This window comes from Pseudomonas libanensis (genome assembly GCF_001439685.1).
Lineage (GTDB): Bacteria > Pseudomonadota > Gammaproteobacteria > Pseudomonadales > Pseudomonadaceae > Aquipseudomonas > Aquipseudomonas libanensis.
Genome location: NZ_JYLH01000021.1, coordinates 21,085 through 38,588, shown reverse-complemented (window position 1 = coordinate 38,588; position 17,504 = coordinate 21,085). Strand labels below are relative to the sequence as shown.

16 protein-coding genes are annotated in these 17,504 nt (G+C 61.0%); 10 read left to right on the top strand and 6 right to left on the bottom strand.

The features are described 5' to 3' along the window. Nucleotides 1-53: 53 nt before the first annotated feature. From TU73_RS25215 to TU73_RS28735, 3 genes are all read right to left on the bottom strand, one after another. Nucleotides 54-1,004: a FecR family protein gene (locus TU73_RS25215; RefSeq protein WP_057014474.1), complete on the bottom strand. Its 951-nt coding sequence runs from the start codon at nt 1,002-1,004 to the stop codon at nt 54-56. A 26-nt stretch (nt 1,005-1,030) separates the two neighbouring features. Further along, complete coding sequence (locus TU73_RS25210; protein WP_057014473.1) at nt 1,031-1,531, bottom strand: sigma-70 family RNA polymerase sigma factor; 501 nt, start codon at nt 1,529-1,531, stop codon at nt 1,031-1,033. 97 nt (nt 1,532-1,628) lie between these two features. Next, a complete protein-coding gene (locus tag TU73_RS28735; RefSeq protein ID WP_156421258.1) occupies nt 1,629-2,003 on the bottom strand; it encodes a c-type cytochrome in 375 nt (124 codons plus the stop codon). Between the two features lie 195 nt (nt 2,004-2,198). Between TU73_RS28735 and TU73_RS25205 the strand changes: the two genes are divergently transcribed. The 3 genes from TU73_RS25205 to TU73_RS25195 are packed head-to-tail and all read left to right on the top strand — an operon-like array spanning nt 2,199 to nt 5,717. Next, on the top strand, nt 2,199-2,999 hold the full coding sequence (locus TU73_RS25205; protein WP_057014472.1) for a glucose 1-dehydrogenase: 801 nt from the start codon (nt 2,199-2,201) through the stop codon (nt 2,997-2,999). After that, a complete protein-coding gene (locus TU73_RS25200; RefSeq protein WP_057014471.1) occupies nt 2,992-4,818 on the top strand; it encodes a glycoside hydrolase family 15 protein in 1,827 nt (608 codons plus the stop codon). The genes TU73_RS25205 and TU73_RS25200 overlap by 8 nt, the downstream gene beginning before the upstream one ends. Then, nucleotides 4,806-5,717, top strand: coding sequence for an alpha/beta fold hydrolase (locus TU73_RS25195; protein ID WP_057014470.1), 912 nt, complete (start codon nt 4,806-4,808; stop codon nt 5,715-5,717). Before TU73_RS25200 ends, TU73_RS25195 begins: the two co-directional genes overlap by 13 nt. Here TU73_RS25195 and TU73_RS25190 read toward each other — a convergent pair. After that, a complete protein-coding gene (locus TU73_RS25190; RefSeq protein WP_057014469.1) occupies nt 5,703-6,671 on the bottom strand; it encodes a GlxA family transcriptional regulator in 969 nt (322 codons plus the stop codon). The genes TU73_RS25195 and TU73_RS25190 overlap by 15 nt on opposite strands. A 90-nt stretch (nt 6,672-6,761) precedes the next feature. Between TU73_RS25190 and TU73_RS25185 the strand changes: the two genes are divergently transcribed. Next, nucleotides 6,762-7,442 (top strand): DJ-1/PfpI family protein, encoded by a 681-nt coding sequence (locus TU73_RS25185; protein WP_057014468.1) that lies wholly within the window; start codon nt 6,762-6,764, stop codon nt 7,440-7,442. Nucleotides 7,443-7,516: 74 nt separating this feature from the next. Here TU73_RS25185 and TU73_RS25180 read toward each other — a convergent pair whose 3' ends face one another. Together TU73_RS25180 and TU73_RS25175 are read right to left on the bottom strand one after the other, a co-directional pair. Then, nucleotides 7,517-7,771, bottom strand: coding sequence for a DUF6124 family protein (locus TU73_RS25180; protein WP_057014467.1), 255 nt, complete (start codon nt 7,769-7,771; stop codon nt 7,517-7,519). Between the two features lie 648 nt (nt 7,772-8,419). Beyond that, nucleotides 8,420-9,049, bottom strand: a complete 630-nt coding sequence (locus tag TU73_RS25175; protein WP_057014466.1) for a LysE family translocator — start codon at nt 9,047-9,049, stop codon at nt 8,420-8,422. Between the two features lie 168 nt (nt 9,050-9,217). On the opposite strand from TU73_RS25175, the gene TU73_RS25170 reads away from it, so the two are divergent. The 6 genes from TU73_RS25170 (at nt 9,218) to TU73_RS25145 (ending at nt 17,498) form a co-directional block, all read left to right on the top strand. Continuing rightward, on the top strand, nt 9,218-9,733 hold the full coding sequence (locus tag TU73_RS25170) for a sigma-70 family RNA polymerase sigma factor (protein ID WP_046072525.1): 516 nt from the start codon (nt 9,218-9,220) through the stop codon (nt 9,731-9,733). Next, nucleotides 9,720-10,670, top strand: coding sequence for a FecR domain-containing protein (locus TU73_RS25165; protein WP_057014465.1), 951 nt, complete (start codon nt 9,720-9,722; stop codon nt 10,668-10,670). The genes TU73_RS25170 and TU73_RS25165 overlap by 14 nt, the downstream gene beginning before the upstream one ends. Before the next feature lie 105 nt (nt 10,671-10,775). Further along, entirely contained in the window at nt 10,776-13,262 is a 2,487-nt protein-coding gene (locus tag TU73_RS25160; protein WP_057014464.1) for a TonB-dependent siderophore receptor, read from the top strand. Nucleotides 13,263-13,687: 425 nt separating this feature from the next. Beyond that, entirely contained in the window at nt 13,688-15,127 is a 1,440-nt protein-coding gene (locus tag TU73_RS25155) for an undecaprenyl-phosphate glucose phosphotransferase (protein ID WP_057014463.1), read from the top strand. Further along, nucleotides 15,127-16,587, top strand: a complete 1,461-nt coding sequence (locus tag TU73_RS25150) for a mannose-1-phosphate guanylyltransferase/mannose-6-phosphate isomerase (protein WP_057014462.1) — start codon at nt 15,127-15,129, stop codon at nt 16,585-16,587. Before TU73_RS25155 ends, TU73_RS25150 begins: the two co-directional genes overlap by 1 nt. After that, complete coding sequence (locus tag TU73_RS25145) at nt 16,587-17,498, top strand: glycosyltransferase family 2 protein (RefSeq protein ID WP_057014461.1); 912 nt, start codon at nt 16,587-16,589, stop codon at nt 17,496-17,498. The genes TU73_RS25150 and TU73_RS25145 overlap by 1 nt, the downstream gene beginning before the upstream one ends. Nucleotides 17,499-17,504 lie beyond the last annotated feature (6 nt).

Below are 17,504 nucleotides of genomic sequence, written 5' to 3'. Positions count from 1 at the left end.
CAAACCAGTTGCAGTTGCAGGAGAAGACGAAGAACTCGAAAAAAACCTGAACGTCAGCGTGAAATAATTTCCTGACTGCCGTCCGGCAAGGTGCGCAGGGCCACGGGCAGGATGTGCGGCAAGGCTTTGAGCAAGGCGTCGGTGTCACTGGATTTGAATACGCTGGTCAGGCGCAGGTTGCCCACCGCTGCCGTGCTGACACGCAACGGTTGCTCACGGTAGCGCGACACCTCCCGGGCCACTTCGCCCAAGGTGGCGTTGTTGAACACCAGTTTGCCGGTACGCCACGCGGTCAGTTCTTGAGGGTTCACCGCATAGGTGGCTGCCACTTGGCCTTGGGTATCAACGTGGGTGCCACGGCCAGCGGTGAGCGTCACCGCCTGATCCGATATGCGCCCCTGCACCGTGACCGTACCGGCCTCGACCGCCACGCGGGTCTGGTCTTCATCGCGGCGCACATCAAAACGCGTACCGGTAACCGTTACCTGACCTGACCCGGCAACCACGACGAACGGGCGCCCGGCGTCATGCTCGACACTGAACATCGCCTCGCCCTGCTTGAGTTCCACGCTCCGCTGGCCCTTTTCATAGCGAACCGCGGCCACGCTGCGGCTGTTGAGGTCCATCACCGAGCCATCGGGCAAGGCTATCTGGCGATGCTCGCCCAATCGGGTGCTGAACTCTGCACTGTAAGGCTTTGACTGGCCCACCCCGCTGACTAAACCCAGGCCCACTGCAATGGCGACCACACTGGCGGCAACCGCATAGCGCAACACGGCGCGGCGCCTGGGAGGCGCCACCGGGGCATCGCACAGGGTCTGCAAGCGGGTCGTGGGCAGCAGATCGGTGGCGCCCCACAGCCCTTGCAGCACATCGAATTCATATTGGTGCTCAGGCGCCTGCGCCCGCCAGGCATCGAAACGTTGCCGCTCCTCGGCGTTCAATGGGCCGTCTTGCAGGCGTACAAACCATTGCGCGGCCTCATCACGGACACGGTTATCCATCGAGCAAGATCCTGTTCCAAAGCGGGTCATGGCGCCATTGCATCCAGACGATCACGCAGATGTCGCAGCGTGCGGATCATATACTTTTCCACCATGTTTTTAGACAGCCCCAGGCGTTCGGCGATTTCCTGCTGGGTCAGGCCCTCGATCTTCTGCCAGATGAAAATCCTGCGACAGTTGAGCGGCAGCTCAGCCAAGGCCCGCTCGATAGAGTCGGCCAACTGGACCGCGTGCATGTAATGCTCCGGATCACCCCCATGGGGCAAGCTGTGATCAATGGCTTGCAACGTCAGCGCCGCGCGGCGGTCTTCGCGGCGGTAGGCGTCCACCGCAATATTGCGTGCGATTTGATGCAGGTAGGCGCGCGGTTGTACAACCTCGCTGGCGCGGGACTCAAGCACACGCACAAAGGTGTCATGGGCCAGGTCTTCGGCCTGCTGGCGGTTTCTCAGGCGGCGCGTCCAGGTTCCGATCAACTCTTCGTAGTGCTCGAAAAAGCCTGTTCTGCGGGGCGGCTGAGGGATCATTGCGGATGCACTGGGGAGGCGGGGCGTGAATAGTAATGCTTCCTATTAAGCAGGGCAATTGCTGCTGATCGCCTGCGCACCTCACTTCCCGAGATCATTATCTTTTTGAAATGACATCGCTCATGTAGTGATGCAGGTCGCGTAAATCCTTAATGCTCCAGGCGTGCGGCGCTATCTTTACACCGTTCTCCCGCAACGTCCTTGGAATCAGGTCGCCATTGGGACGAAGGATGATTGATGACACGATAACACCCGGATAATCATTGAGTCGTTTCTTGAATACTGCAGTTGTAAGGTCAGGCGTTGGAGGATTGCTTTTTTTAGCCAAGGGCCCTGTTCCTTTGATGTCTGCCCCATGACACACAGCACATCGCTGTAAATAGAGAGCCTTCCCATTATTGTTATCGGCGACGCACAGCGACGTTTGAGTCAGAGATAAAACGACTAATAAGCTGCTGAGTGATTTTTTCATCCATTCGGTGTTTGTCGGCTTACCCATTCCATTGCTTCCTTCATTGCCCTTTGTTTTCAAGATCATACGATAAAGTCTTGCTTGTATCCGAGCGCTGCGCTTTGCACATAGCCTATGCATGGAAGCCGTGCGGTGAACTTCCGCTCCCCGCCGTCAGTCAGCTGAAAGGACTCTCATAATCACGGTGGGTGGGCGATGCAGATTTCCTTGCAGCAACAAGTGGCCCTGGTCACCGGCGCCAGTTCCGGCATTGGCGCCGGTGCCGCCAAAGCCCTGGCCGCAGCGGGCGCGGCGGTGGTGCTCAACTACAATTCCCAGGCGGCACCGGCCGAGGCCCTCGCCGCACAGATCAATGCCGCCGGTGGCCAGGCGCTTGCCATCGGTGGCGATGTGTCCAAGGAAGCTGACGTCGAACGCCTGTTCGCCCAGACGCTCGACGCCTTCGGCCACCTGGATATCCTGGTGGCCAACTCCGGCTTGCAAAAAGACGCCAATCTGGTCGACATGACCCTTGAGGACTGGAACACCGTGATCGGCGTCAACCTCACCGGGCAATTCCTTTGTGCCCGGGCGGCCGTGCGTATTTTCAATCGTCAGGGTATTCGCGAAGGCGTGTCCCGCGCCGCCGGCAAAATCATCCATATGAGCTCGGTGCATCAACTCATTCCCTGGGCCGGGCATGTGAACTATGCGGCGTCCAAGGGCGGTGTGGAGATGCTGATGCGCAGCCTTGCCCAGGAAGTCAGCGAACAACGTATCCGCATCAACGGCATCGCGCCGGGGGCCATTCGCACGGCGATCAACCGCGCAGCCACCGAAGGTGCCGCAGAAAAGGAATTGCTCAAATTGATTCCTTACGGCCGCGTGGGTGATGTGGAGGATGTGGCCAATGCGGTGGTTTGGCTGGCCAGCGATGCGTCGGATTATGTCGTCGGCAGTACGCTGTTTATCGATGGTGGCATGAGTCTTTATCCGGAGTTTAATGGCAATGGTTGATTTGAAAAGCGAACCCCAAAGCGCCATCGACGCTCACGGCATCATCGGCGATATGCGCAGCGCGGCGCTGGTGAACGACCGGGGCAGTATCGACTTTTTCTGTTGGCCAGAATTCGACAGCCCATCGATCTTCTGTGCGCTGCTCGATACGCCCGAGGCCGGCACGTTCCAGCTCACCCCGGACTTGCCCAACGCCCGCCGCGAACAGATCTACCTGCCCGACACCAATGTGCTGCAAACCCGCTGGCTCAGCGACGCGGCGGTGGTAGAAGTCACCGACCTGCTGGCGGTCAGCGAAGAGGTCGACGAGCTGCCGTTGCTGATTCGCCGGGTACGGGTGGTCAGCGGCCAAGCCACCTTGCACCTGCGCTGCGCCGTGCGCCACGACTATGCGCGTGCCAAGACCCACGCCACGGCCAGCAATAGCGGTGTGCTGTTCAGCGCCGACGGCCAGCCCGGCCTGCGCCTGGTAGGCAGCCACCCGCTGACGCTCAAGGAAGATACAGCCGTAGCCCACTTTACCCTGGCCCAGGACGAAGGCGCCGAATTCGTGCTCGGCGGCCAGGACGATCCACGGGTGGTCAATGACTGCACCGACCTGTACCTGGAGCGCACCCTGAAGTTCTGGCGCGGCTGGATCTCCCAGTCCAATTACCGTGGGCGCTGGCGCGAAATGGTCAACCGCTCGGCCTTGGCGTTGAAGCTTTTGACCTCGCGCAAGCACGGCGCAATCATCGCCGCCGCTACCTTCGGCCTGCCGGAAACCCCCGGCGGCGAACGCAATTGGGATTACCGCTACACCTGGGTCCGCGACGCCTCGTTCACTGTCTACGCGTTCATGCGCCTGGGCTTTGTAGAGGAAGCCAATGCCTATATGCGTTGGCTCAGGGGCCGGGTCAGCGACTGCTGCGGGCAGCCGACCAAAATCAACATCCTCTACGGCATCGACGGTCGCCAGGAACTGCCGGAAACCGCACTTGACCATCTGAGCGGCCACGGCGGCGCCCAACCGGTGCGTGTGGGCAATGAAGCGTTCGACCAGATCCAACTGGATATCTACGGCGAACTGATGGACGCGGTGTACCTGGTCAACAAATACGGCGAAGCCATCTCCCACGAAGGCTGGAAACACACGGTGGAAGTGGTCGACCAAGTGTGTGAGATCTGGAACCGCAAGGACGTGGGCATCTGGGAAATGCGCGGCGAGCAGCACCACTTCCTGCATTCGCGCCTGATGTGTTGGGTGGCCGTGGATCGCGCCATTCGCCTGGCGTCCAAACGTTCACTGCCAGCACCGTTCGCCCGTTGGGACCAGACGCGCCAGGCGATCTACGCCGACATCTGGAGCAACTTCTGGAACGAAGAGCGCGGGCATTTTGTGCAGCATATCGGCAGCACTGCACTGGACGGTTCGATGCTGTTGATGCCGCTGGTGCGTTTCGTCGCAGCCACTGACCCGCGCTGGCTGTCGACATTGGAAGCCATCCAGAAAAGCCTGGTGCGCGACGGCATGGTCTACCGTTATCGCAACGACGACAGCCAGATCGATGGGCTGCAAGGCACTGAAGGCGCATTTGCCGCCTGCTCGTTCTGGTACGTCGAGTGCCTGGCTCGCGCCGGCCAAGTGGAAAAAGCCCATCTGGAATTTGAACAGTTGCTGCGTTACGCCAACCCGCTGGGGTTATACGCCGAAGAGTTCGACAGCCAGGCCCGACACCTGGGCAATACGCCCCAGGCCTTGAGCCATTTGGCGTTGATCAGTGCGGCGACCTTCCTGGACCGCAAGCTCAGCGGGGAGAAGACCGTATGGCAACCCTGAACGCCCCTGCCCCATTGCTCTATGTGCGCACCTCCATGCTGGATGTAGCTTACGAGACCCATGGCCCCGTCGCAGGCGAGCCGGTGATCCTGCTACATGGCTTCCCCTACGACCCACGCGGCTACGATGAGATCGCGCCAACGCTGGCCGAGCGTGGTTATCGGGTGTTGGTGCCGTATCTGCGCGGTTATGGCCCGACGCGGTTTATCAACGATCAAGTGATGCGCTCCGGCCAACAGGCGGCGCTGGCCAAGGACCTGCTGGATTTCATGGATGCCCTGGCAATATCCCAGGCTACTCTCGCAGGGTTTGACTGGGGTGGGCGCGCCGCGTGTATTGTCGCGGCGCTGTGGCCGGAACGGGTGCGCGGGCTGGTGACCGGCGATGGCTACAACATCCAGGACATCGCCAAGTCGCTCACGCCTCGGGCTGCGCAAACTGAGCATCGTTTGTGGTACCAGTATTACTTTCACACCCAGCGCGGGGTCGACGGTTTGACCGCCAACCGCCGTGAACTCTGCGAATTGTTATGGCGGCTCTGGTCACCGACGTGGCGTGAAGGCCCAAGCCTGTACGGCAATACCGCGCCATCGTTTGATAACCCGGATTTTGTCGCGGTGGTGATTCACTCCTATCGCCATCGATTCATGTATGCGCCGGGCGATCGCGCATTGGAATTCATCGAGCAGGCATTGGTGCCGCAACCGGTGATCTCGGTGCCGAGCATTTCATTGTGCGGTGCCGACGATGGCGTCGGCCCGCCCTCTCAAGAAGATGAGGATGTGGAGCACTTCAGCGGTTTTTATCGAAGGCACGTGTTGCCTGGCGTGGGCCATAATGTTTTCCAGGAAGCGCCAAAGGTCACGCTGGATGCCTTGCTGGAATTACTGCAGCGCTGAAAAACGCTCCCGATAAGCCTGGGGCGTCACCGACAGGGCGCGCAGGAAGCTGCGGCGCAATGTCTCTTCACAGCCAAAGCCGCATTGCAGGGCGATGCGCTTGATCGGGGTGGTGCTGTCTGCCAACTGCCGGCGTGCGCTTTCGATACGGATCAGTTCGACGGCGCGCGCCGGGGTCTGGCCGGTGTCGGCGCGGTAGTGGCGCACAAAGCTACGTTCGCTCATGCCGGCCTGCGCCGCCAGGGTGGCGATGTTCAGATCCAGTGTCAGGTGTTCGGCGATCCAGGCGTGCAATTCGGCAAAGCGGCTGTCGCTCTTTTGCAGGGATAACGTCACGCTAAATTGCGACTGACCGCCTGGGCGCTTGAGGAACACCACCAGGTGGCGCGCCACTTCCAGGGCGAAGGCACCCCCCAAATCCTCTTCCACCAGGGCCAGGCACAGGTCGATCCCGGCGGTCACACCGGCCGAGGTCCACACCGCGCCCTGCTGGATGAAAATCGGATTGGCCTCCACCGTCAGCGCCGGATACTTGCGCGCCAGTTCTTCACAGCGCGTCCAGTGCGTGGCCACGCGGCAACCATCGAGCAAACCACTGGCGGCCAGCAGAAAGGCCCCGGTGCAGACCGAAGCCATGCGCCGGGAGTGCCGGGATTTTCCCCGCACCCAGTGCACCAGCGCCGGGTCTTCGGCAGCTCCGTACACGCCCCAACCTCCGGCGATCACCAGCGTGTCACACGGTGTGTCGATCGCGGGCAGCGGCTCGGCCAGTAAGGCCAACCCGGCAGACGTCATCACCGGCCCAGCCTGCGCTGCAATCACACTCGCCGCATAGGGCAACGGCAAGCCACGCTGGCGCGCCAGGTCATTGGCCGACGCGAACACTTGCAGCGGCCCGGTCACATCGAGCACCTGGGCATTATCAAAGGCGAGTACGTAGATGATTCTGGGCATGATTGGCGTGATTCGTGGGCTTAATGGCGTATGCGCCAAAGCCTAGGCTTCTACAGTGAGGTCGTCCACCCTTTAATCGGAGCTTGATTCATGACCTTGCACATCGGTTTCCTGTTGTTCCCCGGCATCCAGCAACTGGACCTTACCGGCCCCTATGACGTGCTTGGTTCACTACCCGACGTGAAGCTGCACCTGGTATGGAAAGACCTGGCGCCGATCACTTCAAGCACCGGCCTGGTGTTCACACCGACCATGACCTATGCCGACTGCCCGGCCCTGGATGTGCTGTGTGTGCCCGGCGGCGCCGGCGTGGGCGCGTTGATGGAAGACCCGCAAACCCTGGACTTCCTCAAGGACCAGGCGCAAACCGTGCGCTATCTGACCTCGGTATGCACCGGCTCGCTGGTGCTCGGAGCTGCGGGCTTGCTGCGCGGCCGCAGGGCAACCACCCATTGGGCCTACCACCACCTGCTCGCGCCGCTCGGTGCCATCCCGGTACAAGGGCGTGTAGTACGTGACGGCAATCTGCTGACCGGCGGCGGGATCACTGCCGGGATCGACTTTGCCCTGACCCTGGCGGCGGAGTTGTACAGCGAGGCGGCGGCGCAACTGGTGCAGTTGCAGATCGAATATGCGCCGGCGCCGCCGTTCGATTCAGGCAGCCCGGAGACTGCGCCCAGGCATGTGCTGGAGGAAGCCAGCAAGCGCACGGTGGAGTCGCGCAGAGTGCGTGGGGAGATTGTGGCCCGGGCGGCTGCCCGGTTGGGTTGAATGTTCATCCGTGGTGAGGGAGCTTGCTCCCCCGCCACAGTACAGCGCTGCTTCTTAACTGACGGGCATCGCCGTTACTGCGCTCGCGTCTCGCCGCCTCCCTCTACTACCCGATCAACCAGCAACTGAACGCCCTCCACCATCCGGCAGATCCCCAGCACCACACTGCGTTGCGAACCATCAACCTCAAAGGCCAGGTGCGCCGCTATGGCATTGATGGAGTCCAGATCCTGGGAGGCATTGACCAGCAGGGTTTCGGTGTCGAGGTTGGGATGGAGGGTGAAGAGCAGGTTTGAATCTGAAGGAGGATTGGGGCTGTCTTTGATCATGGTGTAGTTCCTGAGAGTAATGGACTACCACCGAGTTTTTCTCACGAACTGAAGGTGGCAGCTGTACGCGGAGTGAGAAAACCAAGACCCCAGGAGCTTGGCCACGCCGAAGCGTGCCCGCGCACAGCCGCCATAACAGCGAGCCGAAAAGCGCGTGCACTGTATACGGTGAGCGCTTTTGCGCCAATGGAGTAGTTCGGATTTCTCACGTCCGGTCGCTGAATTGGCAGCGACTGGGGAAGACTAGTGATGACCATTCCTAGCAGCAACCTTAAAGGGTTGTGGGAAAAAGCCAGGCTCGGTGCTCGACTGTAGGGTGAGTCCTAGTCCGTTGTAAGAAGTCACCGATGTCTGGCTGATTCACCGCTATCTCAGCATCAGTATCTACACATCTCCTGGTATGGCGCTTTACCTGTGGGAGGGGCTTGCTCCCGATGGCTGCTTCAGGGCCGACCAAGATGCCGGATCAGACCGAGTACATATCCGTTACCGCAGGAATGGATATGTACTCGGTATAACTGTGTCGGCTGTCAGGCCGCCTTCGCGAGCAAGCCCGCTCCCACAGTTGGATCGTGGGGTGTCAGGTAGATGAGCATCGGCTGTCGGGCCGTCACGGGAGCAAGCTCCCTCGCCACATCCAGCGTGTCTTCAGGCAGGACGAGACATCACCGCCAAACGCACAGCCAGCACCATCAGCACGGTCGCCAGGCCCCACTTCTGCAGCCAGGCGCTTTTTGAGCGCTTGGCGAAAAGGCGACTGAGCGCACCGCCAAACATCCCCAGCAGCGCGTGAAACACGCCTGCAATCAGCGTCAGCACGCCACCCAGCACCATTAATTGAACGGCGATGGGCCCAGCCTCCGGTTGCACAAACTGCGGCAGGAACACCATGAAAAACAACAGCGCCTTGGGATTGAGCAAACTGTTGAGCATGGCCTGTAGAAATACCCGGCCCAGGGCCACGCGGTCGACGTGCGCAGTGTCCGGGCCGGGGCGCTTCTGCAAGGTCTTGAACACCAGCCACAGCAGGTAGATCACACCGGCGTAACGAATCAAGTCAAACGCTGGCGGCCAACTGGCGACCAATGCCGTCACCCCCATGACAGTCAAGGCCGTCAGCAACAGGTCTGCCACAGCGATGCCCAGGGCCGACGCACAGCCTCCGCGCCAGCCATGGGTCACACCATGGCTGATCACAAACGCCATATTTGGCCCCGGTGACAGCAGCAACAGCAAAACAGCGCCGGAAAAAACCGCAAGAGTGACGAGGCTGATCATGGGTGAACCGTCCGCCTGGAAAAGCCCAGATTAATCGGCGAGTGCAGGGCACACAAAAAATTGTGCTGGATACATTGCTTGCGCGGAAAACCAGGTGATTGCTGAATGCCACGATCAACGTCTAGAATGCGAAACATTATCAATTAAGTTTGCTGCGCCGGGATGACCATGTCGAGCGATCACCCTCTGGACCCTGCCGCCATCGGCCAGCTTTACCAGGCCCACCACTCCTGGCTGCGCGGCTGGTTGAGCCGGCGCACCGGCTGCCGTGAACACGCCGCCGACCTGGCGCAGGAAACCTTCGTGCGCCTGCTCAACGCGCGCAAGCACCAGACCTTGCAGCAGCCGCGGGCTTATTTGAGCAGCATTGCGCGCAGCTTGATGATCGACCAATACCGGCGCCGCGAGCTGGAGCGCGCCTATCTGGAAAGCCTGGCGCACTTCCCCCAAGTCGAAGTGCCGAGCGAAGAAACCCGCTTGCTGATCCTCGACAGCCTGGAGCGCATCGATCGTTTGCTCGACCAGCTCAAGCCGCGGGTGCGCGAGGCCTTCCTGTTGGCACAACTGGACGGCCTGACCTGCCCGCAGATCGCCCTGCGCCTGGGCGTATCCAGGGCCACGGTGGAACGTGACCTGTCCAAGGCGCTGCACGCCTGTTATCGGTTGCGCTATGCCGAACTCTGACCCGCGCCTGGTGGACCAGGCCATCGAGTGGATGATCAAGCTGCGTTTCAACAACGCCGACGACGCCAGCACCGCGGCCTTTGAGCAGTGGTTGCAGCGCAGCGCAGCACATCAGCGGGCCTGGCAGCGGGTGGCGGCCATGGATGACGATTTCAAGCACCTGCCGGCGCATGTCAGTCGCCATGCACTCGATGGCGCGCGCCAACGCATCAGTCGGCGTGAAGGCTTGAAGGTGCTGGGGCTGTGTGCCGGCGCCGCTGGCTTGGCCTGGCTGGGCCGCGACTACACACCGCTGCCCGCGTTTATGGCCGACTATCGCACCGCCACCGGTGAGCGGCGCTGGGTGGCATTGGGCGATGGCAGCAAAGTCCAGCTCAACAGCGCCAGCGCCATCGATATCGCGTTAAACGCCGAACGGCGGCTGGTGGACCTGCGTCAGGGCGAAGTGCTGATCAATACCGGTGCCGACCAGCGCCCCTTCTGGGTGCACACCCGCGACGGTTACCTGCGCGCCCTCGGCACGCGCTTGCTGGTGCGCGAAGAGCCGGCAGGCACGTTGTTGGCCGTGCAACAGGGAGCGGTGGCGGTATTTTCCGACAGCCATGACATCACTGCACGCCAAGTGATCAAGCCCGGCGAACAGGTGCTGCTCAACCGCAGCGGCGTCCACCCATCCCCCTCCAATGGCCTCGACCCCTGGGCCTGGAGTGACGGTGTGATCAGCGCCCACGACATGCGCCTGGATGACTTTCTCGCCGAACTGGGCCGTTACCGCAATGGGCTGGTGCGTTGCGGCGAAGCGGTGGCCGGGCTGCGGGTCTCGGGCACCTACCAACTGGATGACACCGATCAGGTACTCAAATTGGTGGCCCAATCATTGCCGGTCGCTGTGACCTACCGCAGCCGTTACTGGGTGACCGTCTCCGCTCGGGTTTAACCGACTGAAAATAAATGAGGTGAATTCTCATTGCCGCTCGACCTGTAAGGAAAGGCCGATCAACAGGCCGGTTTTATTCACTTCCCTCAGGAGCATCCCGCGGTCATGCAAGCGTTCCCCTCCAAACGTTCACCTTTCAGGCACGCCGTCAACGCCCTTCTCCTCGGCGCGAGCGTGGCGGCCAGCGCCCTGCCCTATACCGCAAGTGCTCAAGAGCCCGGCAACGAGCGCCCGGCCCGCGCCTGGAATATTGCCCCTGGCCCTCTGGCCGGCGCCCTTGATCAATTTGCGCGGCAGGCCGGTATCAGCCTGTCATATGACGCAGGCAGTGTGGCCGGCAAAAACAGCCCGGGGTTGAACGGCACCCTGGACCCACAATCGGCCCTGAGCCGGTTGCTTCAGGGCCAGGGGTTGCAGGCTCAAAGCCAGGGCCAGAACGCTTGGTTGTTGTTGCCTCAGCAGCAGGACGGTTCGGCGCTGAACCTGGGCGCCACCACCATCACTGGCGATCGCCTGGGGGCCACCACCGAAGGCAGCGGCTCCTACACCACCGGTGCGGTGACCATCGGCAAGGGTGAACAGAGCCTGCGACGCACCCCGCAATCGGTGAGCGTGATGACCCGCAAGCTGATGGATGACCAGAACATCACCACCATCGACCAATTGCTGGAGCGCACGCCAGGCATTACCAGCTACGAATCGCCCATGGGCGGCAAGTATTTCTACTCCCGGGGCTTCAAGATGCTCGGCCAGTACCAGTTCGATGGCGTGCCGCTGGACATCGGCAAGGATTACATACAGGCCGACAGTTTCAGCGCAAACATGGCGATTTATGACCGGGTGGAAGTGCTCAAGGGGGCCGCCGGCATGCTCAAGGGCGCCGGCACCGCAAGTGGTGCGGTGAACTTCGTGCGCAAGCGGCCCCAGGCTACTCCCACCACCAGCCTCGGGCTGTCGGCGGGCACCTGGGATAATTACCACGCCGAGCTCGACACCGGCGGCCCGTTGAACGACAGCGGCACGGTCCGTGGCCGCGCGGCGGTCAGCCAACAGAATCGCGGTTCCTACATGGACCTTGCCAAGCGCCAGGACCAAGCGTTTTACGCAGCCCTGGACATGGATGTCACACCCGACACCACCCTGGGCTTCGGTGCCAGCCATGAGGATGTCGACGCCACGCCATGCTGGAGCGGCCTGCCGCGCTACCGCGACGGCAAAAGCCTCGGCCTGAGCCGCTCCACCTGCCTGGGCCAGGCCTGGAACGACTGGCAAAGCCAGCGCACCACGCTGTTCGCCGATGTGACCCATCACTTCAATGACGCCTGGAAGCTCAAAGTCAGCGCCGTGCATAGCCGCAACCTGCAAGATATCAAATACGCCGCCAGCGAAAGCACCGTGGACTATGGCGACCCGGCCCCCACCCTCACCAGCTACGCCGCACTGCTGGATTACGATCACAAAGATTACGGCCTGGATGCCTATATCGACGGCCAATTCGAGGCGTTTGGCCTGCAACATGAATTGATCCTCGGCGCCAACGGCAGTCGCGGCACCCAGGACGACGTCTACGCGATCCGCAACCTGCCTCAGCGCCAAAGCGTTTTCAACCCCAATCACCACTTCCCGGAACCTGCCGACGACACGTTCTGGCCCAACATGTACCGAGGCGGCACGGTCAACGAGACCGCCACGCAATACGGCGCCTACGCCACCTTGCGCCTGCGCCTGGCCGAGCCCCTGATGCTGGTCCTCGGCAGTCGCGTCAGTTGGTACGAAAACCGCCGCAAGTCCCTGAACCTGGCGTGGGGCGAGTGGGCCGATCAAGACGCACGCACCAAGGAAACCGGCGTGGTAACGCCGTTTGGCGCGTTGATCTATGACCTCAATGACAATCTCTCGGTGTACGCCAGCTACGCCGATATTTTCCAGCCACAAAGCTCCTACGCCACGGTCAGCGGTTCGGCCCTCAAGCCAAAAATGGGCGAGAACTATGAGCTTGGCATCAAGGGTGAGTGGTTTGACGGGCGCTTGAACAGCTCCCTGGCAGTGTTCCGCGCAATCGAAAAGAATGCCGCCCAAACCGACTTCGAGACCCGTTGCGGCAGCTCCTCCGACGGCTACTGCTACACCGACACAGGCAAAGTTCGCGCCCAAGGGGTGGAAGCCGAGATGAGCGGTGAGTTGCTCGAACGCCTGCAAGTGTTCGGCGGCTATACCTACACGCAGACCAAGAACCTGAAGAACATCGACAGCACAGCCGAAGGCGCGGTCTCCAACACCTACGTGCCACGGCATATGCTCAGGTTGTGGGGCGACTACCAGTTGGACGGTGCGCTGTCGAAATGGACAGTCGGTGCAGGGGTTAACGCCCAAAGCAGCAACTACCGGCTGCAAACCATCAAGCTTGAACAAGCCGGGTATGCGTTGTGGAATGCGCGCCTGGCGTATCAGGTGGACGACACCTGGACCGTGGCGCTCAACGGCAACAACCTGTTTGATAAAAACTACTACCAGACCGTAGGCACAGCGGGTTGGGGCAATCTCTACGGAGAGCCGCGCAACCTGACGCTGAGCCTCAAAGGCAACTTCTAGGCACTGCCCCTCCTGTAGGAGCGAGCTTGCTCGCTCCTACTAAAAAGCCTTGTGCTTCCCCTCCTGCCATCGTCAAAAGCTTTTTCCGCTGACAGGCAAATCCCTACGTTTGTTCCTACACTCCAAAAAGCCATCATTGATTCTCGATTTTTCTGACACCTCGAATCAGAATGTCAACAAACCGTCATATCATAGCGATGTTATGAGATCAATTGATGGCGCCGGCCTAAAAAGCCAAATGATTGACACGCGACCTCAAGAGAGCCAGTATTTAGCCAGCACTTCGTAAATCCCTGCGCACGAACAGGCATTACGTATTACCCAGCGACAGCAGTCGTTCGATTTGCACCACTTGTAAAGCACACCTGCCTTATGGATGAGCAAACGAACAGGAACGTTCTGGTGGTGTATTGAGGATCTGATTTATGCGTGCTAAATCGTCGGTCGATAGCCTGTTTTTGACTCGTCCCGGTTTCGTTGAGTTTTTCGTTGTTTTCGTAAAACTGATCCACGGCCTGACTTCAGTCTTGCCCGCGATCATCTTGTTGTTCTACCCGGACCCAGTCGCCGAGCACATGCGCAATCACTACCTCGGCTTGCTGGTGTTCTTTGCGCTGCTGACCATCATCCTGTTCCAGGCCCTGGGGGTGTACTCCGAGGATCTGTTCAGCAATCGCCTGCGTTTTCGCGTGATGCTGGTGGCCTGGGTCTCGGCGTTTTGCATCCTGCTGTTCATGTACCAGATCCTGCTCCTGTTCCCGCAGTTGAGCCCGCGCAACCTGGTGGCGTGGTTTTCCATGAGCCTGGTGCTGTTCGGCGTGGAGCGGATATTGATGCTGCGCCTGTACCGCCATTTGATGAAGAACGGCAAGTTTCTCCAGCGCACGGTGATCCTGGGCTTTACCGAGACCGCGGTCCACGTGGCCGAACACCTGTCGCGCAACAGTGATATCCGTTCCGGACTGATCGGTTTTATCGATGACCGTACCGAACGCATTCCCAAGGAATTGAGCCGCCTGCCCTTGCTGGGCAATACCCGCGACCTGGAAAAGCTGATCCGCTCCGAACAGGTCAACCAGGTGATGATCACCCTGCCCTGGGCCGCCGAACAGCGCATCAATGGCTTGGTCAAGCGCCTGCGGCAGATGTCGGTGAACGTCATGCTGGTGCCGGACATGGCCGCCTTGCGCTATGGCCATAACCGCATCACCGATGTGGGCGGCATCCTGATGTTCAACACGTCGCAGTTGCCACTGCGCGGCTGGTCGCCCTTTATCAAGCGTTGCGAAGACCTGCTGCTGGCCAGCGTGGGCCTGCTGCTGCTGTCACCGCTGATGCTGGTGACCGCTATCGCGATCAAACTCGATTCCAAGGGCCCTGTACTGTTTCGCCAGAAGCGCTTTGGCTACAACGACAACCTGATCCGCGTGTTCAAGTTCCGTTCGATGTACGTCGAGCAGACCGACCTCAACGCCGAAAACCAGACCACACGCCAGGACCCGCGCATCACCCGGGTAGGCCGGATCATTCGCAAGACCAGCATCGATGAGCTGCCACAGCTGTTCAACGTGCTGCTGGGCAATATGTCGATGGTCGGCCCGCGCCCACACGCCACGGCCACCAAGGCCGCCGGGATTCCGTTCGAACAAGCGGTCAGCGAATACAGCTCACGCCACCGGGTCAAGCCAGGCATCACCGGCTGGGCACAGATCAATGGCTACCGTGGCGAGACCGACACTCTGTTCAAAATCCAGAAGCGAGTCGAATACGACCTGGAATACATCGCCAAATGGTCGGTGTGGCTGGATCTGTACATCGTTTTCATGACGGTTCCGGCCGTCCTTTCCACCAAGGAAGTCTATTGATGAACCCTCTTAACGGATTGATCCCGTGCATCATCTCCGGTGGTTCGGGCACGCGGCTGTGGCCGGTTTCGCGGCAGAACATGCCCAAGCCCTTCATGCGCATGCGTGACGATCAGAGCCTGTTGCAGAAGACCTTCCTGCGGGCCAGTCACTTGCCGGGCGTCGACAGCATCCTGACGGTGACCAACCGCGACCTGCTGTTTCGCACCCTGGATGACTACCGCGCGGTGAACACCCAGCGCCTGGCCCTCGACCTGCTGCTGGAGCCCTTTGGCCGTAACACCGCCGCCGCCATCGCCGTGGCCGCCTTGCATGTGCAGGAACATTTCGGTGCTGACGCGCAACTGCTGGTGATGCCCGCCGACCACCTGATCCTCGATGAAAGCGCTTTTGCCCAAGCGGTGGAAAAAGCCCGCGCACTGGCCGAGGCCGGTTATCTGGTGACCTTTGGCATCCAGCCTGACCGTGCGGAAACCGGCTTTGGCTATATAGAACAAGGGGCGCCGCTGGGCGTTGGGTTCCAGGTTCAGCGCTTTGTCGAAAAGCCCGACCTGGCCACCGCCCAAGGCTACCTGGACGGCGGCAAGCACCTATGGAATGCCGGCATGTTCTGCTTCAAGGCTGCCACTGTGCTGGACGAATTGACCCGCCACGCACCGCAGGTCCTGGACGCCGCCAAGGCCGCACTGGAGCACAGCCAGAGCCTGCAAAACAGCAGCAGTCGCCAGCGCGAACTGAGCCCGGAAGGGTTCGGCAGCGCACCGGATATCTCCATCGACGTGGCCCTGATGGAAAAATCCGCACAGGTCGCGGTAGTGCCCTGCAACATTGGCTGGAGCGATATCGGCTCCTGGGAAGCCCTGCGCGAACTCACGCCCAGTGACGACAATGGCAATCAGATCAATGGCGAGGCGATCCTGCACGATGTGCATAACTGCTATATCGATTCGCCCAAGCGCGTACTCGGTGCAGTGGGCGTGCGCGACCTGATCATCGTCGACACCCCGGACGCACTGCTGATCGCCGACGCCCACCGCAGCCAGGACGTGCGGTATATCGTCGCCGAGCTCAAGCGCCAGAATCACCCGGCGTTCAGCCTGCATCGCACCGTCACCCGCCCCTGGGGCACCTACACGGTGCTGGAAGAAAGCACGCGGTTCAAGATCAAGCGCATCGTGGTCAAGCCCAAAGGCTCGCTGTCCCTGCAAATGCACCACCACCGCAGCGAGCATTGGGTGGTGGTCAGCGGCGCGGCGATGATCACCAATGGCGAGCGGGAGATCCTGCTCAACATGAACGAGTCCACCTACATTCCTGCCGGGCACAAACACCGCCTGACCAACCCCGGCATCATCGACCTGGTGATGATCGAGGTACAGAGTGGTGAGTACCTGGGTGAAGACGACATCGTGCGCTATGACGACATCTACGGCCGTGCGCCGGTTGAAGTGAAACCCTGATGCGTACCTCCCTGATCATCCCTACCCGCAATGCGGCCAGCCATCTGGACCGCTTGCTGCCTGCCCTGCGCATGCAGACCTTGCAACCGGACGAGATGCTGGTGGTCGACAGCGCCTCGAGCGATGACACCGTGGCGCGCTTGCGCGAGTTCGGCGCGCGCGTGGAAGTGATCGATGCGCGTGATTTCAACCACGGCGGTACCCGGCGCTGGGCCAGCGAGCAGGTGGGTGGCGACGTGCTGATCGTCATGACCCAGGACGCAATCCCCGCCACCGCCGAGACCTTCGCCAACCTGATCAGCGAGCTGCAACTGGACCCGCTCAATGGCGTGGCCTACGGCCGCCAACTGCCGCACCCCGGTGCCGGTGTGCTGGGAGCCCAGTCGCGGCACTTCAATTACCCAGCGGCCAGCCGCAGCAAAAGCCTGGCCGATGCACCGCACCTGGGGATCAAGACCTGCTTCAGCTCCGACTCGTTTTCGGTGTACCGGCGCAGCGCCCTGCAGGCGGTGGGCGGCTTCCCCCAGGATGTGATCGGCAGCGAAGACGCCTACGTCGCCGCACGCATGTTGCTGGCCGGCTACCAGGTGCGCTACGCCGCCAGCGCGCAGGTGTATCACTCCCACGATTACCGCTTGCTGGAAGAGTTTCGCCGCTACTTCGATATCGGCGTGTTCTACGGCCGCGAACCGTGGATTCGCCAGGCGTTTGGCGACGCCGGCGGTGAAGGCAAACGTTATGTACTGGCCGAATTACGCGCATTGCGCGAGGCCAATGCGCTGCACCGCGCCCCCGAAGTGGTGGTGCGCAGTGCCTTTAAATTGCTGGGTTATCGCCTCGGCCACCTTGAACGCTACTTGCCCAACTCGCTTAAACGGCGCCTGGGCATGTTTTCCACCTACTGGACTTGAGCCGTC

What these genes read in the sequence shown, in the direction of transcription:
- TU73_RS25215 (WP_057014474.1), bottom strand. Translation starts at nt 1,004, where the DNA reads ATGGATAACCGTGTCCGTGATGAGGCCGCGCAATGGTTTGTACGCCTG.
- TU73_RS25210 (WP_057014473.1), bottom strand. Translation starts at nt 1,531, where the DNA reads ATGATCCCTCAGCCGCCCCGCAGAACAGGCTTTTTCGAGCACTACGAA.
- TU73_RS28735 (WP_156421258.1), bottom strand. Translation starts at nt 2,003, where the DNA reads ATGAAAAAATCACTCAGCAGCTTATTAGTCGTTTTATCTCTGACTCAA.
- TU73_RS25205 (WP_057014472.1), top strand. Translation starts at nt 2,199, where the DNA reads ATGCAGATTTCCTTGCAGCAACAAGTGGCCCTGGTCACCGGCGCCAGT.
- TU73_RS25200 (WP_057014471.1), top strand. Translation starts at nt 2,992, where the DNA reads ATGGTTGATTTGAAAAGCGAACCCCAAAGCGCCATCGACGCTCACGGC.
- TU73_RS25195 (WP_057014470.1), top strand. Translation starts at nt 4,806, where the DNA reads ATGGCAACCCTGAACGCCCCTGCCCCATTGCTCTATGTGCGCACCTCC.
- TU73_RS25190 (WP_057014469.1), bottom strand. Translation starts at nt 6,671, where the DNA reads ATGCCCAGAATCATCTACGTACTCGCCTTTGATAATGCCCAGGTGCTC.
- TU73_RS25185 (WP_057014468.1), top strand. Translation starts at nt 6,762, where the DNA reads ATGACCTTGCACATCGGTTTCCTGTTGTTCCCCGGCATCCAGCAACTG.
- TU73_RS25180 (WP_057014467.1), bottom strand. Translation starts at nt 7,771, where the DNA reads ATGATCAAAGACAGCCCCAATCCTCCTTCAGATTCAAACCTGCTCTTC.
- TU73_RS25175 (WP_057014466.1), bottom strand. Translation starts at nt 9,049, where the DNA reads ATGATCAGCCTCGTCACTCTTGCGGTTTTTTCCGGCGCTGTTTTGCTG.
- TU73_RS25170 (WP_046072525.1), top strand. Translation starts at nt 9,218, where the DNA reads ATGTCGAGCGATCACCCTCTGGACCCTGCCGCCATCGGCCAGCTTTAC.
- TU73_RS25165 (WP_057014465.1), top strand. Translation starts at nt 9,720, where the DNA reads ATGCCGAACTCTGACCCGCGCCTGGTGGACCAGGCCATCGAGTGGATG.
- TU73_RS25160 (WP_057014464.1), top strand. Translation starts at nt 10,776, where the DNA reads ATGCAAGCGTTCCCCTCCAAACGTTCACCTTTCAGGCACGCCGTCAAC.
- TU73_RS25155 (WP_057014463.1), top strand. Translation starts at nt 13,688, where the DNA reads ATGCGTGCTAAATCGTCGGTCGATAGCCTGTTTTTGACTCGTCCCGGT.
- TU73_RS25150 (WP_057014462.1), top strand. Translation starts at nt 15,127, where the DNA reads ATGAACCCTCTTAACGGATTGATCCCGTGCATCATCTCCGGTGGTTCG.
- TU73_RS25145 (WP_057014461.1), top strand. Translation starts at nt 16,587, where the DNA reads ATGCGTACCTCCCTGATCATCCCTACCCGCAATGCGGCCAGCCATCTG.